Source organism: Streptomyces sp. a15, assembly GCF_059026085.1.
In genome coordinates this window covers 112,452-137,842 of the sequence record NZ_JBWLKM010000006.1, presented here as the reverse complement: position 1 = coordinate 137,842, position 25,391 = coordinate 112,452, and the positions used below count along the sequence as shown (strand labels likewise).

The 25,391-nt window shown below is 67.0% G+C and carries 32 protein-coding genes and 1 pseudogene; 30 read left to right on the top strand and 3 right to left on the bottom strand.

Features of this window, described 5'->3' with window-relative positions; all coding sequences use genetic code 11:
• Positions 1–32: 32 nt before the first annotated feature.
• Positions 33–1,442: a hypothetical protein gene (locus AC5P09_RS09580; protein WP_493873418.1), complete on the top strand. Its 1,410-nt coding sequence runs from the start codon at positions 33–35 to the stop codon at positions 1,440–1,442.
• Positions 1,357–4,281: a hypothetical protein gene (locus AC5P09_RS09575; RefSeq protein WP_493873417.1), complete on the top strand. Its 2,925-nt coding sequence runs from the start codon at positions 1,357–1,359 to the stop codon at positions 4,279–4,281. Before AC5P09_RS09580 ends, AC5P09_RS09575 begins: the two co-directional genes overlap by 86 nt.
• Before the next feature lie 164 nt (positions 4,282–4,445).
• On the opposite strand, the gene AC5P09_RS09570 is transcribed toward AC5P09_RS09575, so the two are convergent.
• Together AC5P09_RS09570 and AC5P09_RS09565 are read right to left on the bottom strand one after the other, a co-directional pair.
• Positions 4,446–4,703 (bottom strand): hypothetical protein, encoded by a 258-nt coding sequence (locus tag AC5P09_RS09570; RefSeq protein ID WP_280909721.1) that lies wholly within the window; start codon positions 4,701–4,703, stop codon positions 4,446–4,448.
• 470 nt (positions 4,704–5,173) lie between these two features.
• A pseudogene (locus tag AC5P09_RS09565) lies at positions 5,174–5,408 on the bottom strand (hypothetical protein); the annotation flags it as partial.
• Positions 5,409–5,445: 37 nt separating this feature from the next.
• On the opposite strand from AC5P09_RS09565, the gene AC5P09_RS09560 reads away from it, so the two are divergent.
• From AC5P09_RS09560 to AC5P09_RS09425, 28 genes are all read left to right on the top strand, one after another.
• Positions 5,446–5,952 carry a hypothetical protein gene (locus tag AC5P09_RS09560; RefSeq protein ID WP_493873416.1) on the top strand — a complete coding sequence of 169 codons (507 nt, stop codon included), beginning with the start codon at positions 5,446–5,448 and terminating at the stop codon, positions 5,950–5,952.
• Positions 5,953–6,024: 72 nt separating this feature from the next.
• Positions 6,025–6,348 (top strand): hypothetical protein, encoded by a 324-nt coding sequence (locus AC5P09_RS09555; protein ID WP_200725110.1) that lies wholly within the window; start codon positions 6,025–6,027, stop codon positions 6,346–6,348.
• Positions 6,349–6,388: 40 nt separating this feature from the next.
• The gene (locus AC5P09_RS09550) at positions 6,389–7,237 is read left to right on the top strand and encodes a peptidoglycan-binding protein (protein ID WP_493873415.1); all 849 of its coding nucleotides are present in this window, start codon (positions 6,389–6,391) and stop codon (positions 7,235–7,237) included.
• 31 nt (positions 7,238–7,268) lie between these two features.
• Positions 7,269–7,523, top strand: coding sequence for a hypothetical protein (locus tag AC5P09_RS09545; protein ID WP_493873414.1), 255 nt, complete (start codon positions 7,269–7,271; stop codon positions 7,521–7,523).
• Positions 7,524–7,703: 180 nt separating this feature from the next.
• A complete protein-coding gene (locus AC5P09_RS09540) occupies positions 7,704–8,291 on the top strand; it encodes a hypothetical protein (RefSeq protein WP_493873413.1) in 588 nt (195 codons plus the stop codon).
• Between the two features lie 217 nt (positions 8,292–8,508).
• Complete coding sequence (locus tag AC5P09_RS09535) at positions 8,509–8,853, top strand: hypothetical protein (protein WP_060904449.1); 345 nt, start codon at positions 8,509–8,511, stop codon at positions 8,851–8,853.
• A gap of 23 nt (positions 8,854–8,876) precedes the next feature.
• Positions 8,877–9,968, top strand: coding sequence for an AAA family ATPase (locus AC5P09_RS09530; RefSeq protein WP_493873412.1), 1,092 nt, complete (start codon positions 8,877–8,879; stop codon positions 9,966–9,968).
• A gap of 32 nt (positions 9,969–10,000) precedes the next feature.
• Positions 10,001–11,128, top strand: coding sequence for a PD-(D/E)XK nuclease family protein (locus AC5P09_RS09525; RefSeq protein WP_493873411.1), 1,128 nt, complete (start codon positions 10,001–10,003; stop codon positions 11,126–11,128).
• An 89-nt stretch (positions 11,129–11,217) separates the two neighbouring features.
• A complete protein-coding gene (locus AC5P09_RS09520) occupies positions 11,218–12,198 on the top strand; it encodes a helix-turn-helix domain-containing protein (RefSeq protein WP_493873410.1) in 981 nt (326 codons plus the stop codon).
• 101 nt (positions 12,199–12,299) lie between these two features.
• Positions 12,300–12,749, top strand: coding sequence for a hypothetical protein (locus tag AC5P09_RS09515; RefSeq protein WP_493873409.1), 450 nt, complete (start codon positions 12,300–12,302; stop codon positions 12,747–12,749).
• An 85-nt stretch (positions 12,750–12,834) separates the two neighbouring features.
• Complete coding sequence (locus tag AC5P09_RS09510; RefSeq protein WP_493873408.1) at positions 12,835–13,485, top strand: hypothetical protein; 651 nt, start codon at positions 12,835–12,837, stop codon at positions 13,483–13,485.
• Positions 13,485–13,703, top strand: a complete 219-nt coding sequence (locus AC5P09_RS09505) for a hypothetical protein (RefSeq protein ID WP_493873407.1) — start codon at positions 13,485–13,487, stop codon at positions 13,701–13,703. Before AC5P09_RS09510 ends, AC5P09_RS09505 begins: the two co-directional genes overlap by 1 nt.
• Entirely contained in the window at positions 13,700–13,855 is a 156-nt protein-coding gene (locus AC5P09_RS09500) for a hypothetical protein (RefSeq protein ID WP_493873406.1), read from the top strand. Before AC5P09_RS09505 ends, AC5P09_RS09500 begins: the two co-directional genes overlap by 4 nt.
• Before the next feature lie 59 nt (positions 13,856–13,914).
• Positions 13,915–14,397 (top strand): hypothetical protein, encoded by a 483-nt coding sequence (locus AC5P09_RS09495; protein ID WP_493873405.1) that lies wholly within the window; start codon positions 13,915–13,917, stop codon positions 14,395–14,397.
• A 69-nt stretch (positions 14,398–14,466) separates the two neighbouring features.
• Positions 14,467–15,972, top strand: coding sequence for a DNA cytosine methyltransferase (locus AC5P09_RS09490; protein ID WP_493873404.1), 1,506 nt, complete (start codon positions 14,467–14,469; stop codon positions 15,970–15,972).
• A complete protein-coding gene (locus AC5P09_RS09485) occupies positions 15,969–16,421 on the top strand; it encodes a hypothetical protein (protein ID WP_351770150.1) in 453 nt (150 codons plus the stop codon). The genes AC5P09_RS09490 and AC5P09_RS09485 overlap by 4 nt, the downstream gene beginning before the upstream one ends.
• 19 nt (positions 16,422–16,440) lie before the next feature.
• Positions 16,441–17,145 (top strand): hypothetical protein, encoded by a 705-nt coding sequence (locus AC5P09_RS09480; RefSeq protein ID WP_493873403.1) that lies wholly within the window; start codon positions 16,441–16,443, stop codon positions 17,143–17,145.
• Positions 17,142–17,489 carry a hypothetical protein gene (locus AC5P09_RS09475; protein ID WP_493873402.1) on the top strand — a complete coding sequence of 116 codons (348 nt, stop codon included), beginning with the start codon at positions 17,142–17,144 and terminating at the stop codon, positions 17,487–17,489. The genes AC5P09_RS09480 and AC5P09_RS09475 overlap by 4 nt, the downstream gene beginning before the upstream one ends.
• A complete protein-coding gene (locus AC5P09_RS09470) occupies positions 17,486–17,710 on the top strand; it encodes a hypothetical protein (protein WP_493873401.1) in 225 nt (74 codons plus the stop codon). The genes AC5P09_RS09475 and AC5P09_RS09470 overlap by 4 nt, the downstream gene beginning before the upstream one ends.
• A complete protein-coding gene (locus AC5P09_RS09465; protein ID WP_493873400.1) occupies positions 17,707–18,390 on the top strand; it encodes a hypothetical protein in 684 nt (227 codons plus the stop codon). Before AC5P09_RS09470 ends, AC5P09_RS09465 begins: the two co-directional genes overlap by 4 nt.
• Positions 18,391–18,505: 115 nt before the next feature.
• Positions 18,506–18,808, top strand: coding sequence for a hypothetical protein (locus AC5P09_RS09460; protein ID WP_493873399.1), 303 nt, complete (start codon positions 18,506–18,508; stop codon positions 18,806–18,808).
• 159 nt (positions 18,809–18,967) lie between these two features.
• Entirely contained in the window at positions 18,968–19,288 is a 321-nt protein-coding gene (locus tag AC5P09_RS09455) for a hypothetical protein (RefSeq protein ID WP_493873398.1), read from the top strand.
• Between the two features lie 162 nt (positions 19,289–19,450).
• The gene (locus tag AC5P09_RS09450; protein WP_493873397.1) at positions 19,451–19,798 is read left to right on the top strand and encodes a hypothetical protein; all 348 of its coding nucleotides are present in this window, start codon (positions 19,451–19,453) and stop codon (positions 19,796–19,798) included.
• Between the two features lie 29 nt (positions 19,799–19,827).
• Complete coding sequence (locus AC5P09_RS09445) at positions 19,828–20,115, top strand: hypothetical protein (RefSeq protein ID WP_493873396.1); 288 nt, start codon at positions 19,828–19,830, stop codon at positions 20,113–20,115.
• Between the two features lie 15 nt (positions 20,116–20,130).
• A complete protein-coding gene (locus tag AC5P09_RS09440; RefSeq protein WP_493873395.1) occupies positions 20,131–20,727 on the top strand; it encodes a hypothetical protein in 597 nt (198 codons plus the stop codon).
• 78 nt (positions 20,728–20,805) lie between these two features.
• Positions 20,806–21,867 (top strand): N-6 DNA methylase, encoded by a 1,062-nt coding sequence (locus AC5P09_RS09435; RefSeq protein ID WP_493873394.1) that lies wholly within the window; start codon positions 20,806–20,808, stop codon positions 21,865–21,867.
• A gap of 304 nt (positions 21,868–22,171) precedes the next feature.
• Complete coding sequence (locus AC5P09_RS09430) at positions 22,172–22,360, top strand: DUF4314 domain-containing protein (RefSeq protein WP_493873393.1); 189 nt, start codon at positions 22,172–22,174, stop codon at positions 22,358–22,360.
• Between the two features lie 66 nt (positions 22,361–22,426).
• A complete protein-coding gene (locus AC5P09_RS09425; RefSeq protein WP_493873392.1) occupies positions 22,427–23,293 on the top strand; it encodes a hypothetical protein in 867 nt (288 codons plus the stop codon).
• Between the two features lie 80 nt (positions 23,294–23,373).
• Here AC5P09_RS09425 and AC5P09_RS09420 read toward each other — a convergent pair whose 3' ends face one another.
• Complete coding sequence (locus AC5P09_RS09420; RefSeq protein WP_493873518.1) at positions 23,374–25,104, bottom strand: DUF7380 domain-containing protein; 1,731 nt, start codon at positions 25,102–25,104, stop codon at positions 23,374–23,376.
• Positions 25,105–25,391 lie beyond the last annotated feature (287 nt).

The window sequence follows — 25,391 nt, the reverse complement described above, 5'->3', positions numbered from 1 at the left end:
ATCCGGCGCGGGGGAGAGTAAGGACGCGCCCTATGGCGTCGCCGTCGTACCGCTATCTCACCACCGACGCGCTGACCAACAAGGTCCTGGCCTGGGATCTGCCGCTGACCGGCGTCGAGTTCGGGCCCGCACTGTCCGCGACCGGAAGCCTCGCCGGAGCCGTAGAACCTCGCCTGGCTCACCTGGTCCGCTCCCAGCTCGATCCCGGCAACACCAAGATCTACGCGGAGCGTGACGGGCGGCTGCTATGGGGCGGCCTGATCTGGCGAGCTGACCCTGAGGGCCAGCAGCTGAACATCGAGGCCTCCGGCTGGGGCTCCTACCCATACCGGCGCTACGACCTCCACGGTCAGCTCAACGGACGCGGCCCCTACACCTACGCCGACCCGTGCGAGGTCATCCGCGACGTGTGGGCGTACTGCCAAGAACAGCCGGACGGCCAGCTCGGCATCCAGGTCGACGCCACCACCTCCAAGGCCACCGTCGGCACCCCGGAAGACCCCTACCGGATCGACTGGTGGGACACCCCCTCGCTCGGCGACGTAATCGAGGACATGGTCGCCGTCGAAGGCGGCCCCGAGTGGACTGAGGAGGCCGCCTGGCAGAACGGAACCCCGCGAGGCCGCATCCGCATCGGCTGGCCCCGCCTCGGCCGCCGCCGCACAGACATCCACTTCGAGTCCGGCGTGAACATCGTCAAGTCCGTACCTGTCGAGTACGACGCCGACAACCTCGCCCAGGTTGTCATCGCCCTCGGCGCCGGCGAGGGCCGCAACCGGCGCCGCGCCGTGGACGCCGTGCGCGACGGACGACTGCGCTTGGAGCACCTACTCGAGGTGCCGGAAGAAAAGGCGAACGACCGGCTGGCTGCCCGCGCCCGCACGGAACGCATCTCCCGCCAGGTCATCGGCGAGGTCACCGAGATCACCGTCCGCGATCACCCCTCGGCCCGTTTCGGGTCCTGGCAAATCGGTGACGACGTACGGGCCCGGGTCCACGACCAGTGGACGGACTTCGATGCCTGGTGCCGCATCGTCGGCTGGCAGATCCGACCCGCCTCCGGCGAGGACCAGGAGCAGGCCGTCATCCAGCTCCAGCGCGCGGACCGCTTCACCTACGGGGGAGGCACGCATGAGCAGCGACATCGCCCGCCTGGCCGCCCGCGTCGCAGTCCTGGAACGGCAGCTGACCCGTACCACTCGCACCGCCCGCATGGCGTACTCGTCGATCGAGGACGGAGCGATCGAGGTCTACGACCAGGACGGCGCCCTGCGCGGCAGCATGGGTCTCCAGGACGACGGCACCGTCGGTTTCGTCGCCCACAACGGACCGCCGCCCCCCACTCCCAGGTCGCCTGTGGTGGAGTCCGCGTTGTCCGGGCTTACGGTCACCTGGCCCGGAACGTGGACGGACGCCGAGACTGCTCCGCTCGATCTGGCTGAAGTCCAGGTCCACCTGTCGGCGACCGCCGACACCGAACCGGACACCAGCAGCCCTGTAGCCGTCTTCCACACGGCTGTTGGCGGATGCTTCACCCTCGCCACTGACACCTACGCCCCGGTGTGGGTGCGACTGATCGCGGTCAACACCTCCGGTACGGCCGGAGAGCCCTCGACCGCTGTGCAGGGCCAAGCCCGCAAGGCCGTCCCCGATGACCTGGTCAACGCGATCATCGACGAAAATAAGCTAGCCCGCGGCGCGGTCACCGAAGCCGCGCTCGACCTCGGAGCAGTTAACTCCACCGCGCTCGCCGACGGCGCGGTGCTCGCCGAGAAGCTCGCCGCCAATTCCGTGACCCTGGGCAAGGTCGCGAGCGGCGCGATCACCCTCAGCTCGCTCGGCGGCGCGCTCGCGGACGCCACCAGCCAGCGCCTCGTCGACACGATGGGCGAGGCCGCCGCCTGGCAGACCACCGACCAGGGCAGCGGCGCCACATGGGCGCACCTCACCGGCGTACCGGACACTCCCACTGGTCGAAACATCGGGGAGGCGCGCGGCTTCATCCGGCTTCGTGGCACGACCCTCGTCCCGTACGAGCCCGGTGTCCTGTACCGGATCAGCGCCCGGATCAGGGCTACAGCCCAACTCGCCGCCGGCCCTGACGCGTTCTACGTCGGCGTGCTCGGCGTGGGCGCAGACCAGACCACCCTGGTCAACCGCGCCGGGGGGAACACCCCGAACAGCCACTACTACATCGCGGCGTCGTATCGATCGCTGCCGACCACGGACGGCTGGGTCACGGTCGTCGGCTACCTGAAGGACCGCGCGACCACGGGCTCCGCCGGTCCCAACAACGACCCGCGCTCGCCCGGCGCCGTACACGACGCCGTCCGGTTCATCACCCCCTACTTGTGGCTGAACTACAGCTCAATGGGCGTCTCGGGCTCCCCGGCCGTCATGCAGGTCGACGCCGTTGCCATCGAGGCGTTGAAGACGGGGATCGTCGACGCAACCAACCTCGTGAGCGGTTCGGTAACCGCCGCCGCGCTCGCAGCCGACTCGGTGATCGCCGGGAAGATCGCGGCCGATGCCATCACGGGCCGCGAGATCGCCGCGAATTCAGTCACGGCGGCCGAGATCGCGGCGGCCTCGATCTCCACGGACAAACTGGTCGTCGCGGGCGGTACGAACGTGCTCAGCGACCCTTCGTTCGAGGGTGCCTACACCGCGGCGATCGCCACGACCGTGTGGTCCGTCGTCTCTGGCGGCAACGGCTCGGCGAAGGCACTCCGGGTCGACGCCACGGCGGCGGCCGCCACGACACGGGCCCTGAACCTCACGTCGATGCCGATCCTGAGCGGAGAGCAGCTCTACCTAGCCATCGACGCCAACGCGTCCGCCGACTGGGCGGGAGGCGCGCTCAAGTTCTACGCCCGGTGGCAGGACGGTGCCGGCGCGACCGTCGGCTTCGGCGTCGCCCAGGTGGACGTCCCGGCCCGCGGGTCGTGGCAACGGCTTGCCGCCACGGTCACGGCGCCGGCGAACACCACCGCGGCCACGGTCTGGGTGGAGACGTACCAGTCGACCGCCGGAGCCGTGCTGTGGGACAACGCAGTCGTCCGTCCGGTGGTCCCGGGCGTGCAGATCGCCGACGGCGCGGTCACCGCGACCAAGATCCTCGCGGGAGCGGTGACCGCCGAGAAGATCGCGGCCTTGGTCATCACGGCCGAGAAGATCGCGGCGCTGTCCATCACGACGGACAAGCTGAACGCGCTCTCCGTCACTGCGGACAAGATCGCGGCCAACGCCGTGACGGCAACGAAGATCTCGGCGGGCGCGATCGAAGCGACCCATGTCAAGGCCGGGGCAATCACGGCGGACAAGCTCGACGCCGACGCCATCAATGGCAAGACGATCAACGGAGCCGTTCTCACCGGCAGCACCCTTCAAACCGCTGCGAGCGGACAGCGAGTTGTCATCAGTCCCGGAAACACCAATCCGGAGACCGGATCGATTGAGTTCTATTCCGGCAGCGCCGATGAGTCAGCACCGGCAGAACTCAATACCGCCATCGGGTACGCCTCAGATTCCTCCGGTACCTACGAAGTTCCGAGCGTTTCGCTCAGTGCCCCGAAGGTGACTGGTTCGAGCCAGGAAACAGGGGTGTTCCTGCAAAGCCACGTGCCGGGCTATTCGGGAGGAGTCTTCAACCTCTACGCAAACGATCTGAGCGGCAACGGAGTTGCCTACATCAACGGGTACGGCGCCGATACATCGGCCGCTGGATCGTCCATCGAGCTGCACGTCCGCGACGCGCCGTCCGGGTCGGCCCAGTCCACTGCCAAGCTCACATCCAGCGGATTCGCGATCGACCGAGACCTCAGCGTCTACGGCAAATCCCAGGGTCGCGGATTCGTCGCTCAGAAGCTTCTGACCGCGAACGTCACCTTCTCCAGTACGGAGACGGCCCTGATCACCACCGGCAGCATCACGTTCAAGACCGGCCGCGCCTACCGTGTCTCCCTCTGGGCGCTGCACAGTGCGGCCAGCGACAGTTACGCGCTATACCGAATCCGCAAGAACACCGTGTCCGGAACGATTTACAAGGACCAGATACGGATCAATAATCTGCAAGCATCCACAGCGAACGCAGCCGTTTCCGTCCAGACCATCCTGACCAACACAACCGGCAGCGACGTCACAGCGGCACTGTGCTGGACCGGAACTCAAGGCGGTGTCGCACAGACGTGGACGCTAGCCGCCAGCAGCAGCAACGTCGCCTATCTGCTGGTAGAGGACTGCGGCTCGGCCGACGACTACATCGGCCAGGCGATTACCTGACTAGCCCGATCATGACAACTCAGAATGTCCCGCTCTCAAGTAACGCCCGCGATTTCCTGAATCACGCCTAACCACTTGAAGTCAGTGCTATTGGCTCGTAACAAGGAGAGCCCAGGAAAGGGGCCTTGGTTAGATGCCAAGGCCCCTCCTGCTGTGCTACCGGGTCAGGACTGTCCCCGGATGAACCTCAACATCAGGATGATGAAGCCACACAGGCCGACGGCTGCTAGGCAGCCTGAGTAAATCGCCTCGAAATACGAGACATGGTCCATGATCCGTCGCCCGGTCGCCGCGGTGAAACCACCGATGATCCCCACAAGGACAATGACTGCGGCTTCAAATTTGCGGATCTTGGACCCATCACCCCCGTCCCCGTTGGAGCTGGTTCCAGAGGGCTGGGGGTTGTTTTGAGTCGTTGACATGACGGCTGCACCTTCGCGTCAGCCGCCTGTGAAGGATGACCTGTCGGATTCGGGCTGGCGAAGTTGCCCGGCCGCTGACGCGGCTTCACCCCAAGGGCTGCTCGACCCGGTCATGGCGTGACCGTCCCGGCGACCCGTCGTGCCTGGGTCCTCCACTCCTGCCGATCCACTTCTGTCGACCGGTCATCCGGGCGGCGGCAGGACTCGGCGTCCGCCCGGATCGCCCCACCACTGCGGCGAGGGCTTGTCGTCAGCAGGATCTTGGCCTACTCACGGTCGAAAGTCCCAGGCGAACTGGGGATTTGTGTTCTTTCGCACCACTCACCCGTTTGGGTGGACGTATGCGAATTTCCCAGGTCAGGCAGCATCGAGGTGCAACAGCGGTTCAAGAAATGGGACCGCGCCTACGTCATCTGAGGGACCCTCTTTCGTACGAGTTGAGGGAGCGTCAGGGGTGCTGGCTACGACACGCGCTGTCGGCGCCACCACGTCATGCCCGGAGCTGTACCGGGGTCCGCACGGCAGACACTCCCGCCGGATCCCAAGGTGCAGCAAGTACAAGATTCCAAACAGCACATCCCGGTCCGGCCACGGCCGGCGATCCGGATTGCGGAAGTGCCGCTGGCGCTGCGGTAGCAGCGGTTCCAAGTGATCGCACAGCTCAACCGACACGGTCCACGGCTTGTCGGTGGGCACCGCTACTATCCGGGATGCCTCACGGAACGACGAGCGGAGTCAGGGAATGGGCGACGTGAACGAATCAGCGATCAAGCGGAAGTTGGGTATCCCGAACTGGCGGAACCTGTCCAAGGACAAGGTGCTCAAGTTCGCGGCAGCGATGCCCGAGATGGCCACCGAGGCGCGGCTCAAGCTCATCGAGCAGTTCCCTGCCTTCAAGGACCTGGGCAAGGCCAACATGGATGCAGTCGCAGAGGCCCACAGGTCCACTCTCGCAGCCAACGAGAACAGTCAGAACCACTTCTACAAGGCTGCACAGGACCAGCGGGACGCTCTGCAGGCCGACCTTGGTCGGGACGACCTCAGCGAGGCACAGCGGGAGTCCCTCCACGACCGCCTCGAACGAAACGTGGGGCGGGTATCCGAGAAGGACAGCGAGAGCAAGCAGTTCCAGGGGGCGGGGATGAAGCTGGTGGCGGCCACCGGTGTAGCCGCGCTCGCGCTGAGCGTGGCGTTCGTCGGCGGCAGAGTCGCTGGAGCGAGCGAGGACGGTTCCGAGGAATCCCAGTAGGACTGATGCAAGCGCAAGGGAAAAGACTCATAGACTGATCTTCAGCGGCGCGGGGCTGCCGAAGGGAGCACCGTGAGCGCGCCGCCGGGACAGGACCCCACGCCGTGGGAACTGCTGCGGGCCATGCAGCAGATGCGCGACGACCTGCGCGCCGACTTCGCTGCCTTCAGTGCGCGGCTCGCCGAGATGGTGACGAAGATCCAGTACGACGCCGACAGGCGGACTGACGAGGTACGGATCAAGGCCGTCGAGGACGACATCGCCCAGATACAGCGCGAGCGCGAGACGGAGCGCCAAGAGGCCCGCGGCGTAAGGCGGTTGGCTCTCACCGCCCTCGTGGCGCCGGTCGTGGTGGGAGTGATCGTCGCGATCGTGACCGGCAAGCTCGGACTGTAGGCTCAAAACAGCAGGCGCGGGGGAGAACAAGGAACGCGCCATGCCTGATCTCTGGCTGCCTGGAGCTGAGCGGCACCCGCTCAGCGACACCGCACCCACCGACACGCAGTACGACCCACGCGTCATCTGGCACATCACGTGGGACAAGAACACCACGGCGGCCAAGCCCGCCGATCTCGTGGCGTTCGACAAGCTCGTTCAGTACTTCACCGGCGGCGGCCAGGGAGTCGCGCCGCATCTGCTCTGGGATCCCTTCACGGGCAGGACTGCCCAGTTCTATCCGGCGAACAGCCGGTCCAAGTCGGTCGCCGACGCCACCGGCGGCACCCGAACCAATCGCACCGGGAAGGTGTGTCTCCAAGTCGAAACGCTGTTCTTCCCGTACTGCCGCGTGAACGGGAAGTCGTACGCGACCGTCCGGGACACCCCGGCCAAAGGCCTCGACAAGGTCCTGGCCTGGGCGCGGAGTTGGGGGGTGCCGGACGTCTGGCCGATGGGCGCCCCGACCTGGAAGGCGAACCGAAGCGAGCACATCTGGGAGACGGAAGGTGGGCACTACGGCCACGGCCAGACGCCCGAGAACACGCACACGGACCCGGGCCCGATGCCGAAGTGGCCGACCACGACGTCGACGCCGCCCAAGCCGGGCCCGCCGGCGTTCCCCGGCCGAAGAGCCTTCGGACCCGGCAAGTCGAACGCCTCGGTCCTCCTGCTGGGCCAGCAGCTCGTGCGCAAGGGCTACGGCAAGCACTACCGCGTCGGCCCGTCCCGCGACTGGGGTGAGGCGGACCGCCTCAACGTCGTCGACTTCCAGCACGCCCAGAAGTGGAGCGGCTCCGACGCCGACGGCTACCCCGGCCCGGAGACCTGGCGCCGTCTCTTCGCCTGATCCCACTCGACTGCTCAAGGAGTACATCCCCATGAACCTCTACGCCTCGCTGATGCGTACGGGAGTCCCGGCCGCGGTCGGCTGGCTCGTCGCGGTCGCCCTCCGCCACGGACTCGATCTCGACACCACGGCCGTCACGGGAGCCTTGACCCCGGTGGCCACCTTCTCCTACTACGGCGTCTTCCGGCTCGCCGAGGAGCACCTGTCGCCTCGGTTCGGCTGGCTGCTCGGCTACGCACGTCCGCCGAAGTACGAGAACACGACGCTCACCCTGCCGCGTACCTGACCCACGATGAGGTGACGTCGAGCAGCCCGAGAGCCCAGCATGGAAGAAGACCCCCGTCTCACGACGGGGGTCTTCGACCTCTTGGAGACTCCACCCTATCGCCTCTCTGGAGGGTTCCGACTCTGCTTCCACGTTGGTTACAATCTATATGCAGACGTGACGTGAGCTGGAGGCGATGGAGTGGCAGTGGACAAGGCGCCAGCGGGAAGGAAGCCGTACCTGGCCGGCGGAGCTGAGTTCGCCGCGCTGTACGACGTGAAGCGGCTCCAGGTCAGCCAGTGGATCAGCAGGGACCACACCCTCGACTACCGCTACGCCAAGATCATCAGCGGGTCGCCTTACTGGCTCCTCCAGTTCGTGAAGGGCTTCGGAGAGACGACCCCGCGCCCGAAGCAGCTCAATCAGACGGAGCTTGAGCGGCTGACCAAGGAGCAGGACCCGGGCTACTGGGTGAGGGACGTTGAGCAACTCCCCCCGTTGGTAGGTCAGGCCGAGTTGGTGGCCCTGTTCCAGCTTCCGTCGGGCGCGCTCCTGCGGAAGGCCATGGGCACGGGCCGGTTCCGGCCCGCTGACTACAACCTGTCCGGATCACCGATCTGGTTCCTGGAGCCAGTCGTTGCCGACGCACCCGCGCTACAGGCGGGTGCGCGTGGAGTGGACTGGGTGATCGATGAGGAAGTCTTGGCTGCCCTGCGTGACGGCAGTTACGACGGGCCCGGATCCAGGATTGTGCCGCGAGGCAAGGCGGCAAACAAGATCGCTGAATAACCCCAGGTCAGAGGCTTGATCTTCTTGATCTAATCCTTAAATGCATATAGAATGGAAGCGCACCCAAAGGGGTGCGCTTCACTCATTCAAGGGGGGATCTTGCAGCGATCCAGGGGGCCGCCGAGGGGGCATCGGTGGTGTTGTCGATCGACAATCCCTCTATCCGTAGATAGATTCCAACACTTCAGCGTGTCAGGTCTATCTCTGAGGGGGAGCCTTGCTGATCGAACAGCCGCCGTTGTTCGGCACCATCCAGCCCGTTCGCCACCCCGCCGATGTCGGCAGCCTGACCATCCAGCAGCGATTCGAGGCGTTCCACGCGCTCAACCCCTGGGTTCTCAGGGCGCTGATCCGGATGACCGCCGACTGCGCGGAGAAGGGGTTCGGCCGCATCGGCATCGGGATGCTCTTCGAGCTCCTGCGCTATCAGTACGGCGCGGCGACCCGAGGCGACGAGTTCGCGCTGAACAACGACTACCGCTCCCGGTACGTACGGCTCCTGCTGGCCGAACACCCGGAGTGGTCAGCCCTCTTTGAAGTCCGGGCTCTGCGCGCGGACTGACCACGACCTCTTGGAGCCAGATCGTGAATGCACCAGCGGGCACCGACAAGCCGCCCGCAGTCCAACTGAAAACACGCAAGCCGACAGGGATCGTCCCCTGGCCCCTCCTCCTCATCGAGGGCGAGGAGGGCGCGGGCAAGACCTACTCGGCGGCACAGTTCTCCAGCAGCGACCGCATCGGTCAGATGTACTGGATCGACCTCGACGAGGGATCGGCCGACGAGTACGCGGCCATCGAGGGCGCCAACTATCTGATCATCGAGCACGACGGCACCTACCGAGACATTCTCGAACAGGTTGAGGCGGTGCATGCCGAGGCCAGGCGCGCGGCGGCAGCCGGAGAGCCCCCCGTCGTCCTGACCATCGACTCGGGATCCGCCCTGTGGCGGATGCTCACCAACTGGACCTACGAACGAGGTCGTCGGACGCGAAAGAACCGCGCCCTGCTCCAGGAGGACCCGGACGCCGCATTCGACATCGGCCGGAATCTGTGGAACGACGCCACGGAGCGGTGGAACAGGATCATCTACCTGCTGCGCACACTGCCCGGCATCGCCATCGTGCTGGCCCGCGGCAAGCAGGTCAGCGCCACGGACGACAACGGCCAGCCGATCCAGAACAAGAGCGAGTGGAAGGTCTCGGCCCAGAAAGACCTTGGCTTCGACTCGTCGTGCTGGGTGCGCATGAAGCGCAACGCCGACCCGCAGGTCATCAAGGTCCGATCACTGCGGATGCGCGTCGAGCGGAACAAGCCGCTGCCGCTGCGGGACTTCAGCATCGAGGACCTGGTCTTCAACAAGCTGGGCTGCTCAGTCGAGTCCCAGCCGCGCATCATGCCCGCGCTCGTCGGCGATCTCGTGCAGCCCTGGCTCGCCCGCATCGCCGGCCTGACGGACAAGAAGCTCCTTGAGGCGCTGTGGCGGGCCGTCCCAGATCCGGTGAACCGCCTGAGCCACGACGAAATCCTCACCATCCGGGCCGCCGCCGAGCAGCGCGCCGCCGAACTCGACAGCCCCCGGCGGGAGATGGGGGAGGGCCCACTGTCCGACGCCGACAAGCTCCGTGCCGCCGCCCAGCGCAAGGCCGACGAGCAGGACGCGGACGCCGAGCAGTGACCGCCCACGCTGACCTCTTGGAGAACTCCCCTATGTCCGTAGCCACCGTTGACGGCATCGCACCATCCATCTGGGATGCCGCACACGACGTGGACGCCCGCCGCCCGCGCTCTCGTCAGACACAGCTCGGCGCGTCCGACACCGTGTGCGGCCGACGCGCCGCCTTCATCCTGCACGGCACCACACCGACCGATCACCCCGACAAGCGTGCGGCGATCCTCGGAACGTTCATTCACCACGGGCTGCTTGAGTCCGCGCGCACCGAGTACAGATGGCTGGTTGAACGCAGCGTCCAGGACAACTTGATCCGGGGGCATATCGACGTCGTACAGCTCGACGCGGCGACCGCCGCTCGCCTGCCCGCTCGTCACAGGCCGGCGATACCCGCCGACGTCCTCACCGTGGAGGACGTGAAGACCAAGTCCACCTATCTGTGGGACCGCGTTCTCCGCTACGGTGCCACGGCCGCCGAACTGCGGCAGGTCCATCTGTACGCGGGCGCGCTGTTCGAAGTCGGGTTCGAGGACGTTCCCGGCCAGCGGTACCTGTCCCGCCTGGGGCCACTGAACATCGGTCGTATTCGCTTCCGGTTCATCAACCGGGACTCCGGCGCAGAGCATGTCCAGGAGATCGACTTCGACCCGCAGCGCGCGGCCCAGGCCCAGTGGTGGGTGGAACGTGTGCGCGAGACCAGCAACCCCGAAGAGATGCCCCGAGACTTCAACGGCCCCGGGCTGGACGCCATCTGCGACTACTGCCCGTTCCGCTCCCTGTGCTGGCCCGGGACAGCTCCCGGCGTGCCCGAGCAGACGGCGCTCATCCGCAACGACGCTGACCGCGAACAGGCGCTCATCGACTACGTGAACGGACACAAGCTCTTCAGCGAGGGAAAAAGGATCAAGGAGTTCGCGCGCAAGAAGCTCGACCGTTCCCCGGAGGGGATCTACGGCCCCAACAAGCTCTCCTGGGGCGGGGGCAACGACGAGGAGAAGGACGACGTGGAGGCGATGGTCGACCTGCATGAGGTCGCCGGAATCCCGGTCCCGATGACGCCGGACGTCAACCGCATGGTCAAGAACCTCAAGGACGCAGGACTGGCGATCCCCCGGCGGAAGACCGGTAAGAAAACGCCCGCGGTCATCAACATCGCGCCGGCCTGACCCGACTCCGATGAGTCTCAGCCCCGCCCGGGAGTGACCGGGCGGGGCACCCTGTCCTGCCGCCGTGCCTGTACCGCCCAAGGGGAACCGTGTCCATCCAACTGATGATTGCCGCGGCCTACTTGCCGCCCGACGTGCTCAGCCAGAGCCAGAAACTCGCCCTCATGAAGATCGCGGACAGTGCCGACGACGAGACCCGCCTCGCACGCCCCGGCCTCACCCGTCTCGCGGCATGGGTCGGCGTGACCGACAAGCGCGCCATCACCATCGTCACGGAGCTGATAGCCAAAGGGCTTGTCGAGCGCGTGGAGACCGGCAAGGCGGGACGTGCGGCGGTCTACCGGGTCTTCCCCCTCGGGGTACCGCCCACACCGACCACGCCGGAGCTCAAGGAGCGCCTGGAGGCCCGCAAGGCTGCTCCGAAGAACGCCAATAAGGCCCGCTCTGGAGTCACGCGTTCGGCCCCCGCAAAGCCTGCGATGACCTATCAGGACGTCGAAGAACGCGAGGCCGCTCGCCGAGAGAAGGTCGAATCGCCGCAGGTCGAAGCTGGGTTCCACGCGGGGAACCCGGGTGAGGAGGCAGGGTTCCACGGGGGGAACCCGGACGGGCAGAACAGCCGGGTTCCACCCGTGGAACCCGGTGAGTTTCACGGGGGGAACCCACTGGGTTCCAACGATGGAACCCCTTCCTTTCCTGGTTCTTCCTCTGTCCTTCCTTCCCCCCCTACCCCCACGGCTGACGCCGCAGGGGAGCCCGCGTCCGCTCCGCCGGACGACTCCGCCCCGGAACGCGGGGAGCCGCTTAAGGGCTGCACGAAGCACCGGGGGCGTCCCGCTGCCTCCTGCCGTGGCTGCGGCACCAACCCGCGCGCGGGGCGCCAGAGGGAGCAGGAGGAGGCCAAGGACGAGGAACGCCGGGAGCACGGGCGCTTCTGGGATGAGTGGCGCGAGGACGCCGCCAGGCGCCGCCGACGGGTCGAGGAGCACCCGGAAGCGACCGAAGAGGCGCGCAGAGCTGTGCGCGAGGCCGTACGAGCACGGAAGGGCGGCAGTCAGCGAAAAACTTAGCCCCCCGAAAGAAAATTGCACCAGAAATATGGACATCCCTGGCAATGCATATAGAATAGAACCAGAAAGGGGAGAGGCCCCCTCTTGATCGGAAGGACGACATGAACTACCTGCCCATCCTTCGCCGCTGCCACAAGGGTGCGCTCGTGCTCGACAGCGGCGCTGCCGCCCGCGAGCAGATCCACGGACTCGCCGACCTCTACCGCCAGGACCCCGAGGGTGTCGGCGACATGCTCATCCAGATCGCCGACCTCAAGGACGTGGTCGACTGTGAGCGCCATCTCGGCGGGCTCGGGCGCGCCAAGCTCGTGCGGGACGAGGTCGTCGGCGAACTCCTTGACGACGTCGGCGGCGCAGAGATCCACCTCGACCACCGTGAGAACCACCGGGCGCTCATGCAAGCCCGGGACCTCGCCCACCAGGCGCTGGACATCGCCGATGTCGCTATCCAGCGTGCCGATGAGCTGGAGGCTTCAACCGCCCTCGCCCGTCAGGCACGAGAGGAACGGCGCAAGGCCCCGCGCCTGGTGTTCGTCACCCGCCTGTGGTGAGCGCGTCCATGTGCATCAATTTTGCACTGAGATAGATCCCAACTCTGTACTGTTGGCTGGCACACGACCTCTTGGAGAAGGAACTGTGAGCAACGACCCGGCGCCGCTGGCCCCGATGCCCGTACACAACAACACCGAAGACCCGCTGTGGCTGGCTCTGTGGAGCGCGTACGAGCCGGTCATCACCGCGCTGCGCCGCATCCCGCTCGTGACCAACGTCGAGTCCGGGAACATGTTCGCCATCACCGCCGAGCTCACCGATGGCTCGTATCTGTGGATCTCCTCGGTCGAGGACCTGCCCATGGACCCGGCCGCGCTGGAGGGCTTCCAGGTCAAGCGCCTCCACGACGACAACCCGAACATCGACGAGGTGTTCTACGACTCCACTGACAGCGGAGAGCAGTCGGAGCACGGCAACAACGTCGTCCCGCTCATCCAGGCCATCACGGCCTTCGTCACCGAGCGGCACCTCGCGCCACGCGTCATCGATCTGGTCTCCGTCCGGCTTCGGGGCGTGACAGCGCAGCGCCAGCCGCTGTCCAAGCTGCGCCACGGCCCTCTCGCCGACAAAGGCGCGGCCATCAAGGAGTACGGCAACGCCGTGCGCGCCATGGTGGAGAAGGGCTGGACGTGCGTCCACGCGCAAGGCGGCACGGACTGGCCGCTCACTGTGTGGGAGCTGGACGATGAGGTCGGCATCCTCTACCTCGCGTCCGCCGGGCAGGTGATCGTCTGATGGCGGGCGCCGAAGCGGTAACGCCGAATCCGGCGGAGGAGACCGGCAAGCGCCGCTGCGCCTGCATCATCGCGCACCCGCAGGACGACGCCGAACGAGCCCGGGCCCAGGCCGCGTTGGACAACGGACTCGCGACCAACGACGCCCACGGGGTGTTCGTCGCGTGCATGCAGCTCCTTCAGCCCTGCCCGGCTCGCTACGAGGTGGTGGCGCGGTGACCGTCCTGTACGCGCTGCTCGTGCTCGCCCTCGGTGTCGGTGCCGGCCTCACCGTGATCGTCATCGAAGAGCTCCGCTGGGAGGCCCGCAGCCGGGCCCCGCGCCGCATGCCCGACGGCGAAGTCCACCACCGTCACGCCGCCCACCACTGATCACGCTGCCCGGCCCGACTCCGGGCCGGGCAGCCGCAGACCTCTTGGAGAACACCCCCGTGGGATACGACATCTACATCCACACCTCCGACGGCAAGCCCGCTGAAGGGGACCAGAACTACTTCCGGTTCGCCTACACCGCGATGCCGCGCACCCTCGACACGATGAAGAACTTCGGGATGCTCGTCGAGCTGCCCGTCCCGTCATACCCCCAGCTGTCCGCCTACGGGCTGGCGGGCGTGGACCACCGGCCCGGCATCAAACACGACGAGAGCACGGCGAACCGAATCGCCGAGTTCCGGGCCGCGTACCAGGCCGTCAAGGACGCCTCCGAGACGGCGCCGACCGGAATACCCAGGTACAAGCTCGAATACAACGACGGCTTTCTCGTGACCGTCGCCGAGATCACCGCTGCCCTCACCGCCTATGGCGCCCACCCGGGCGTGGTCATCGCCGAGATGCCCGTGGGCGACCCGATGTGGGGGCACTGGATCACCTTCCTGCGCCGTGCGCAGGCGCACGGCGGCCTCCGCACGTACTGATCTCGGCCGTCGCCCGGCCCCGCGTCGCGGGGCCGGGCATTCAAGACCTCTTGGAGAACAACTACCAGCATGGCCACCTGGATTGACCTTTTGTGTGGCGCGGGCGGCAGTAGCACCGGACTTGTCGAAGCCGGGCACGAGCTGTTGCTCGGCATCAACCACTGGCGGCTCGCGATCGAGACGCACGCCGCCAATCATCCCAACTGTGAGCACGCCGTCATGACGCTCAGCGACGGCTTCCCCATGCGCATGCTGCCCAAGGCCGATGGACTGTGGGCATCCGTCATCTGCACTGAGATCAGCCCCGCGGGCGGCAAGCCCCGGGAAACCAACCAACTTGATCTCCTCGACCTGCTCGAAGAGGAACGCGACGAATGGGAGTCCTTGACCAAGGATGCGTTCGAGGCGACCCGGGTCACCGCGTGGTGCGTGGTGCGAGCCGCTGAAGCGAAGCGGTTCAAGGCCATCGTCGTCGAGAACGTCGTCGAATTCGGCCTGGACTGGATCCTGTTCGCGACCTGGCTCCAAGCCATGGAGTTGCTCGGATACCAGTACCAGATCGTGTGCGTCAGCAGCGCCCACGTTGGTGATGACGTCAACCTGCGCGCCCCGCAGTGGCGTGACCGGATGTACGTGGTCTTCACCCTCAAGACCATGCGCAAGCCCGACCTGGAGCCCAGGCCGCTCGCTCCCTGCGTCGACTGCGGTGAAGACGTGCACGCCGTCCAGTCGTGGACCAAGACCGATGGCCTGCGTATCGGTAAATACCGGCGCGACTACATCTATCGCTGCCCCAACACCCGTTGCCGCCACTCCATGGTCGAGCCGTACGTTCGCCCGGCCAGCGACATCATCGACTTCAGCGACCTCGGGAAGCGGATCGGCGACCGCAAGAAACCGCTCGCCGATACCACCATGGACCGAATCCGCGCGGGGCGCCGCAAGTTCCCCTGGCGCCCGTACTCGATCTCGCTCACCCACGGAAAGGACGGCGGGGACAGGGCGTACGCCGTCGAGGACCGGCCGATGCCCGCCCGGACGGTGAAGCAGGGAGACGCGCTCCTGGTGCCGACCGGCGGCTCGTGGAACACCGACGCCGTCCCCCTCGACGTGCCGATGCGTACTCGCACCACCCGCGAGAGCGAAGCCCTGCTGACGATGGACCCCTTCATCATCGAGTACCGCAACCACGCCACCGCCAGCCCCGCGAGCGACCCGCTCAGCGTCGTCACCGCCCAGGGCAACCACCACGGCCTCGTCACGCACGCCGGCACCACCCCCGAGCATGCGCGGAACACTCTCGTCGTGCCGTACCGCAAGGCCGCGGTGAAGACGGCCGCCGAACCCGTCCACACCCTCTCCACCCGCGACTCAGCTGCCCTGGTGCAAAACGCCCCGCACATCAACGACTGCTACTTCCGGATGCTCAAGCCCCGCGAACAGCTCGAAGGGCAGCGGTTCCCCAAGAAGTACGTCGTCTACGGCAACCAGGCCGAGCAGACCGCGCAGGCAGGCAACGCGGTCTCGGTCAATGTCGCCCGGTGGATAGGCCAGCGATTGGAGCCCGTCCTGTGACCGGATCACGAACCCTGATCGGCACCCACGTCACCTCCCACGCCCCATGCTTCGGCGACGAGGACTTCGCCGTTGCCGACGACAGATGGAAGAACGGCATCGAACTGGTCGCCATCTGCGAACCCGTCCTCTACGTCTGCGGAGGATGCCCCTTCCGGGCCGCTTGCATCCGGCAAGTCCTGCCAGCCAAAAGCCTGTTCACCGGCATCTGCGGCGGCCGTATCTGGCTCAACGGCGTGATCATCCACGAGCTTCCCGACGCCGACCCCAGCGAGCTGCCAGTCCCGGTCATCCGCAAATCGTGCGGCACGGCCGCCGGATCACGCGCTCACCGCCGGGCCGTAGAGCAGCAGTGCCCCCGGTGCCTGCCCCACTACCGCCCCGGACCCAACCCACTGGACGCGGAGGAGCAGGCCGCGCAGCAGCTCGAACTGCCCGACGCTCCCTGACCAACTGAGAGGAATCGCAGTGAAGCACCTGACCGCAATATGCACCGGACTGCCGGACGGCTACCAGATTCGAGTTCTGGCCGAGGACCGCGACGACGACTTGGTGGACCTCGTCTTCGACTGGGACAGCTTCCGCCCGGCCAGCGCCGGGCACCGGCTGATCGAGCACGGCTACATGATCCGACCCGACGCCCGAACCCAGGACGCGGTGAACGGCTGGAGAGAGGTCCCGGGCCAGCCCGGAACCTGGTCCGTGCCGGTCATGCCGACGAACGGGGGCGACTCAGTGACGCACCTGATGGTCAGCGAGCGCCTCGTCGAGGCGGTCTCCCTCTGGACGGAGGGACGCCACGACGAGGCCCAGGAGATCCTGGCGGACCTCGCACGGAACGGGACACCCTCGCTGATGTACGGCGTCGCGACGGAACTCGCAGTTATGGCGAAGGCGGCCTTGGCGAAGATGCAGGGACTCGATGCCGACACGGCGTCCTGGATCATTCTGACTTCCGACGGCAGCCGCCCCGAGGACATCGTCCCGCAGCCACACCTCTTCGCAGCACGCTTCATCACCGCGTTCGCCAACGGGGACACCGCGACCACGCTCGCCCTCTACGGGGCCGCTTTCACCGCGCCGGACCCCGAACTGTTCTCCCACTGCCTCGAGATGCTGCTGGCAGCGACGGGTGAGGCAGTACGCGCCGCCACTCCGGGGGCCGATCGATGACCAGCTCTGCCACCTACTCGTCCGACGGACTGCGCCACGACGTTGCCGACCCGGCGACATGGAGCGTCCGGATCTGCGCGGGGCGATGCGGCACGTGCATCTTCCGGCCGGGCAACCTGATGCGCCTGGAAGAGGGGCGCGTGGCAGAGATGATCGCCAACGCCATCGCCGAGGAGGGGCACATCGTCTGCCACGCCACGCTCGGCACCGATGCCCCTGCCATCTGCGCGGGCTTCGCCGCGCACCGGAACGGCCGGGCCGCTTCCCTCGCCCTGCGCCTGGCCCGAGCCCGCGTACTTCGTACCGTCTGGGTTCACGTCGACACCAGAAAGGTGGAGTCGTGACCAGCGTGCTCGCTCTGCCTGTCCTCCTCGCGTGGGCAGCGGGAGCCGTGGTCCTGGCGGGCGCTTTCCGGAGGCTGCTCGCCCACGACCCGATCCTGCGACTGGTGTGCCAACTGCGGCCAGCCGCGTCCGCCTTGTACCTCGCGGTGGTCATCGTCGCGTGGCCGGCGGCGGTGGCGGCGAAGGCTCTGTCGGATCTCTTCGACCGGGGCCGCAGGTGACCCATATCAAGCCGGGACGGATCTTCGTGGCCTGCGACCCGCGGGACAGCATCCGCATACGGATCGAGCAGTACAAGCCGGGGGACATGCGCGCCCTGGTCGCGGACGCTGCGACTGGCCGCAGGCGTCGCCTCATGCTGATCTCGGCCTTGCACGCTTCGGCCTTCACCAACGCCGGCGTGCCGCGCCGGAGCGGATACGCCCCTGACGTAACGGCGTTGGCAACGCCCAAAGCAGGTCCCCCGGTCGGAGTTCCGGGCAAGGAGGAACCGGACTGGTTCGAGGGGATGCCCGGCCGCCAGTTCATGGTCGCGCTGCCGCCCCGGTTGACGCTCCTGAACGCCAACCAGCGGTTCCACCACCACAAGCGCGCGGAGATCACCAGGGTGCTGCGGCGGGCGGCCTGGGCCGCCTCACGCGCAGTGCCACGCCTGGAACGGGTCCACATCATCGGCGTCCTGCACCCCGAGGACAGGCAGAGGAGAGACCCGGCCAACTGGTACCCCAGCTTCAAGGCGTGCGTTGACGGGCTGGTGGACCAAGGAGTCCTGGACGACGACGACCACACGCGCGTCGTCGGCCCGGACATGCGCATGGGGCACGTAATCGAGGGCGCGCGGCTCGTCCTCCACATACGCGATCTTACCCCTGCGGACATGGCTCCTGACCTGCGGAAATAAAGCCCTTCGGTGATCAAGAAAATCTACCGGAAATCTTGCCCTCCTCCCGAATGCATATAGAATAGAACCAGAAGGAAGGGGGAGCGGCCCCCTTCTTGAACCGTCAGGAGAGACCGTGACAGACCCCTTCAGTCCCGAGCGCATCCGCCAGCGCCTGAGCGTCGAGCAGATCAGCCCCACCCAGGCGGACCGGCTGGCCGAGGCCGTCGTGGAATCCCTTCAGCGGACCTGTAGGGAGTGGTTCCCCGGCACCGACTACGACAACTGGCGGCAGATGCTCCCCGAACCGCTGCTCGACGTCCTGGTCCAACTCCTCACCTGGGACGAGGACGGTCAAATCGTGGCCGACTACAGGCCCACCGTCGCAGCCGCCTGCATCTTCCTGGATCTGCAGAACCGTCCCATCCCCGTCGGCTGACGCCGTCGACGACTCCGTCCGGCGACCGGTGACCACCGCATCCCGGCCGCCGGGCGGCCTTATGCCAAGGAGGCATGTGAAGTGCAAGATCCCTGCCCGCTCGCGGACAGGCGGGTGTGTGAGGCCACCCGCAACCTCGCTCGCGCCGTACTGAGGCGCATGGCTGTGACGGCGGTAGCGATCGAGCCGCGCATCAGGACCCTCGTCGCCACCCGCGACGAACCCGGCTATGCCCTATGGAGTCTGCACGGCGACGACGGACGACTCCTTCTCCGGTTCGACCTGCAAAAGCGGCCGGACCCGATCTGGGGCGAGCTCACCGTTGATCTGTGCTTCCTCGCTCGGCTCGCCGACCTGCGCACGCACCCGCCCGGCTACTACTTCGTCCACCCGCTGACCGACGAGCGCGACATCGCCGTCCCTCTCCCTGCCAACCCCCGCGGCCTCCCTCCTCGCGAGGTCGGTCACCTTCGGTGGTAGCTGTCGGCGAGGGTGACCGCCCTGCCGACGGGGCGGCGCTCGTGGTCAACATCAGTCAGGACTGACCCCCTCCGTGCTCGCTCGCGGCAGGGCCGCAACCTCCCCTGAGTGCATATAGAAAAGAAGCATTCGAGGCCCGTTCATCCTCAACCGGAGGCATTTGTGCCAGCTCGCCCCTCGGTACCGGTCATCAACACGCCGGACCACCACTTCGCTGCGATGTTCCTCATCCTTCTCGCCCGCGCGCCCGACACCGCCACGCTCCGCGCCGCCACGCGCCTCGCCGACAGCGCAGCTGTCGCCTCCTGGGCACTGCGCCCCGACGACCTCGAACCCCTCACCGTCGAGCAGTACCGGGAGCTGCTCGCCTACACCGCCGCTCCCGAAGTCCTCGACCTGGCCCTCTACCTGCGCGGCGACAGGAAGCACATCCGCACGCTCATGGACCACATCGGCCGAGAGGTCGCGGAACTCCTCACCCACTACTCCGCGCCCGGCCCCCAGGTCTGACGCCCGCCCCTGAACACCAAAGGAGAGCTATGCCCAATCCACCCGCACGGCAGTGGTGGGTCATCTACCAGGAGTCGAACCCCGCACAGATAGACGTCGTCGCCGTCGAAACCCCTCCCGAGGACGACGCAGCCCATGACAAACGGTGCGCCGAACTGGAGACATCCGGCCAGGCCGCCTACGTCGTCACTGCACCCGACGAGGACGTGGCAGGCGACATCGCTCTGCGGGTCTGGTCGGAAGAACTCGTCAACAGCCCGACACGGCTGGCGGCGGCCAACGCCTACCTCGCCTCCCTCAACCAGTCCACCGACTAGATCTCTGGAGACCACATGAGTCCGACCGCTCTGCACACCGTGTCCGTCCGCGTCGCCGAGGAACTGGGTGTTCACCCGGACGCCGCCGCTCGCGCGCTGCGCGCCGCCCTCGGCCTCTTCCGCGCCCAGGCCCACCACCCCGCGATCGTCAACGCCGGCATCACACCCGCCGAATACCTCGGCCTGGCGCTCAAGAGCGATCGATTCAAGGCCCTGCTCATCGCCGCCACCTTGACGGCCGCTGGCCGGGACGCCGACGCCCGCCTCACCTGGACTGCCTATCTCGACCGGGAGATGGAGACCACCAGGCTCGCCCATCAGGCCGTACCGGCGAACGCCATCCTCGGCGACCCGGACGCCATCCACCGCGTTGGCCGCCAACTCGGCCTCGCCGACGAGCACACCGACCGGCTCATACCCGGACTGGTCTTCACCATCGCGACCGGTTACCCCTACCGATCCGCAGACATGCGGCACCTCAGCCTCACCGACGTCCTCGCACAGCTCACCGCAGAGGACCTGACGGAATTGCTCCAGCACGCCGCGCTCGTCGACGCCGGACGCACCGAGGAAGCCGCCGTCCTGCTGCGCCGCATCCAGCACGCCCCCTGACGGCGACACGTGTCGGCCTGCACCCCGGCAGGCCGACACGTGACGCCGCACGCAGACCCACGAGCCAGGAGGACCAGCATGAGCCAACTCGATCTGTTCGCCGACCCTGAAGAGCCAGACCAGCCACCCGCGCCGCGCACCCCTGCCGCCCTGACCCGCAAGTACCTCACCGACCTGCCGCCGGCCCCTGCGCCCGTGACCATGCCCGCCGCCACGCCTCGCCCTTCCCTGGCGGTCGTCAAGCCAAAGCTGGGTCACTACCGCCCGGCGCAGAGCAACCCGCACGCGCACGCGTTCGAGATCGCGGAAGCCGTCAGCTACGCCTGGCACCACGCGCACGGGGGGAGCAGCATCGAAATCCCCATCGGCACGGTCGCCGCACTCGCCCTGTGGCCCCTGCGCGGCCCGGACGCCCACCTCGCCGCCGACTGGTGGCTCAGCCTCGACGACACCGAGCTGCTGGCCGCCTTCCGCGAGTGCTGGGCCCGCATGTGGATCATGCGACCCGACCTCATCGACCGAGCCACACCTCTCCACAAGTGGGTCGACGACGAGAAACCCGATGCTCGGCGAGCCACTGCCGTACGAGCCGTTGTCGAGGCCGCGCTCACCAACGGGCTCCTGCATCTGACCGCCAGCGATGACCCCGATCTCCGCTCCACCACCGACGTGATCGGAACCCTGCTTGCCGTCATGCGCTCCGAGGGCGCTCACGATGCACTCGCGGAGATACACACACCGCCGGACGTCGCCTACCTGATGGCCAGGATGCTGCTCGACGACATGCCGCTTGAGCCCGGCATGAAGTTCGACGAGCCCGCGGGCGGGACCGGTGGCATGTACCGCGCCGCCGTACAGGTCATGCGCGAACGCGGCATCGACCCGCACCAGTTCGGATGGTCGCTGACTGACATCGACCCCCTCGCGGCGGCGGGCGCCGCCGTCAACGCGATCCTCTGGGACCTCGGCCCGCACGTACTCATCGGGTGCGGCGACACCCTGCACGAAGGCAACGTGCCCGCCAGGGCCGCCCGGGAGGCATTGGAGTCCCTGGAACGGCGCGATCGACTGCACTCGCAGGCTGTCTTCCTCGCGGCCATCCGGAAGGTCGAAGCTCTGATACGCGATGTAGCAGCCTGACCTGCGGAAATCGCCTTATGTGATCTTGAACTCCTCCCCGACTGCATATAGAATAGAACCAGAAGGGGTGGGGAGTCATGGAAAAGCCACCGTTCACATTCCCGTACTGCCGCAGCCACGACGTCCGGTGCCAGGAGCCGGGCTGCGGCGCCTGCGCCTGCGACCACTGCTTCGACTGCGGAGCCTGCCCGACCGAGGCATGCGACCACGACGCCTAGCAGGCGGCCACCAACGGCCCCGTCACTCGGCGGGGCCAGTCGGCGGCCCACCACGACTTCCCCAACACATCACGACTGGAGCGCAGATGACCTACAAAAAGGGCGACCGCATCGCCCTCGTACACACCACCGACTCGCACACCGAACTCAAGCCCGGCGACGAAGGCACCGTCCACCGGTTCGACGCCAACCTCTCCATCCTCTCCGTGAGCTGGGACAGCGGCTCCACCCTCTCGATGCTCCTCGACGACGGCGACGAAGTACGCCCCGCATAGCCATACCGGGCCCGCCCCGGCAGGGGCGGGCCCCACTTCACCCGCAGACCTCTTGGAGAACCACACATGCTCATTACCGACGCCGCAGTCCGAGAAGCCGCGGCCAACCTCGCTCAAAGCCTCGGCGGCGACTGGGTGATCGACACCGCTGCGCCCGCCGACGGCGCAGCCCACCTTGTCTACAGCGACGGACGAGGCATCAGCTTCCGTCCCATCTTCGGCGGAACCACCGTCCAACTCTGGATCACCGGCAGCGCCGCAACCCCGCTCCCCGACGACGCCACCCTGGCCGACCATGCCCTCCGCGAAGCCCAACTCACCGCACGCCTGGCTGAAGGGCACCGCTACAACAAGGCGACCACCCTCGTCACCGAAACCGACGAAGATCCAGACCACATCATCCTGCGAACCCTCGAAGACGAACTCCTCCCCGCCTTCGACTACAAACCCCGCTACGTCGGCCACCGGCCATGGATACACCTGTTTGAGAGCGCACTCTCGCAGGTGATGGATGAAGCCCCGCCGGCCACGGGCACCTCGCTTCGCGACTGCGGCCCCGACGCCCACACGACGCCGTCCGACGTCGGTGAAGACGCCGAGCCCACTACCGACACCGAATCTGGCCCCGTCGCCGACAACGATGCGGCGATGGAGTTCGATCCAACCCCAACGCCCGACGGTGACCAGCAGGCCGAAAACCCCGCAGCTGACGAGGTCCAGGAGGGAGCCCCGTCACCCGCCGAAGAACCCGACCCCGAAGTCACGCAGCCCCCGAGGTTCGAGCCCGAAACAGACTCCGCCTCGGAGCCGAGGCCCTCCGGCGAGCTCAGCGGGGAAGCGGATGACCAACCGGCAGCCGAGGCCGATCCCGGCGCAAAACGGCGTCCCCGCAGCCGCACCCCCAAGCGCCGCCCGAAGGCCAGCTCCACCTGACTACGTACGACTCGACCAGGGAGCGCGGCCCGTGCCGCGCTCCCTAGGCAACAGAGGCCTGGGGCGGCCCTTTTCGGGATTCAGCCGTCCTGTGGATCGTTTGTCTCGAGTGCGTCCAGCTGGTGGGCCTGGGAGATCAGGTAGAGGCCGGCGAGCAGTACGAGAGCGACGCGATGGGGCTGGGGCTCGTCGTCGGCGAGGTCGTGCAGTTCTTCGTTCCGCAGATTCATGCCGCGCGTGCCATCCGTCAGCAGCAGTCGCAGGAAATCCTGCCAGTCAGGGTCGAGCCCCGCCTCGGTCATGCGGTCGATCAGGGTGCCGAGCAGGCTGGCTCCTCCGCGCGTGTCACCCTGGGCGACACGCACAACGAGTACGTCCTGTTGGCGCAGCAGTTCACGCAGCAGTCCTTCAACCCGCGGAAGCGCCAAAGCGTAGGCGGCAGTGTGCTCTTGCCTCCAGTAGTGAAGCAGCGCCAAGGCCATCCTGCGGGCGCGGCCAGCCGACACCACTGGGGGATGGGTGAGCAGCCGGGCGAGTGTGTCCTCGTCGGGATTGAAGCGTTCCCCGATCTGGTCCAGCGCGGCCGCAACGCCCAGCCCCGTCAGTTCCATGGACACCAGCCGCCACTGCGCTGCGTGATCTGCCAGCGGATCCGCTGTGGCCGGCGCGACCGGGACCGGCCCCACCGGGTTGATCCGCACGGTGGCGGCGAGGGAGAGGACGACTGAAGACTGGGCGATTCGTTGCGCGGCCGTCCGAGCGTTGGCGGAGGTGCCGGCCGGAGAGGGGAGAGCGGCCAGTCTTCCCAGTGCCTCACCGAGGGTGGAGGCACCTGACACCCACTGGGTGTAGGCATCGAGCACGGCCTTGGGCACGTGGATGGTCTCCTCGAAGCGTGACATGCCGAGATCGTCGGGATCGGTACGCTGCATGCGCAGGATCGCCAAGTCGTGCAGGTCCGTCAGCCCCCGCTCTCGGGCCATGGTTGCCGCCGTGCTCAGACGGTCGATGCGTACGAAGCCCGGGAATCGCTCGGCATCGTCCAAGACCGTTGTGATGATACGGCGGTCGAGGTCCGTGCGCGCCGCCTCGTCCGTCTCCATGGCCCGGCACAGTTCCAGCAGGTCAACGAGCAAGAAAGCGTCCGACGCGTACCGGCCGCACGCCCTGTCCAGAAGGCTCCGTACGCCTTCGTCGGTCGGCCGCCTCACGCTGAGAGCCCGCAGCAGCTGCAAGACCATGCCCGGGGCGTCGACCCGCTCGTCGAGCATCGCAGTCACGAGGTCTTTCATGGCGTCACGCACGCTGTCCTCAAGCGCGGTCTGCCTCAGAGACGCGGCCAAGTCCTGGGCGACAGTCAAGCAGTCGCACGCCTCCACCAACCCGGAATCCTGTTCGGGCGCGCTGAGGAACTCGGCCGCCGCATCCCGATAGGCCTCGATCGCTTGCCTGGCATGCTGAAAGGCACCGCTTTTCCGAGCCTCCCACAGCAAGTGGTGCAGCCGGGCCCGCACCCCGGGATGACGGGCATGAGTTGCATACGAGGCCCACACCGCCAGCACATCCGCCGGAATCTCACGCGGATCGGTCGACCACGGATCGCCTGGATTGGTCCCAGCGTAGCTACCGGTGAAGCTCTTCTGCTCGTTGCGGTGGAAGCTGAAGGCGGCCCACAGGGCGATGGCCTCTCCCTCATTCTGCAGACCCGCCTCGTTCACGGCTCTGATGAAGCGTTCCAGCAACTGTTCGTAGGAGACGAAGTCGGTCGAGGCGTCGTCCAAGGCCTCCCTGACACGGGCCTCCATCTTCATCACCTGTTCTCTCTTCTTGACCGCCTGTTCCAGTATCTGGGAACAGCGGAACCAGCGGCATACCGATTAAGCCGCGCCAAGATCGGGGCGGAGTCCCGGCGGGATGCGGTCGGGCGAGTCGTAACCTGCTTACCGCCCGGCGCTGTTAGCGTCTGCTACGCAGGTCTCCTTGTGCCGCGTGATCCTGGAGGGGAGCTCCGCGCGTTCGCTCGGCACATTGGGGCGGACTTGATCTGGCCCGACGGTAAATGGGCCCGGGATGCCAGCATCGACCGGTTCGTGGAGCC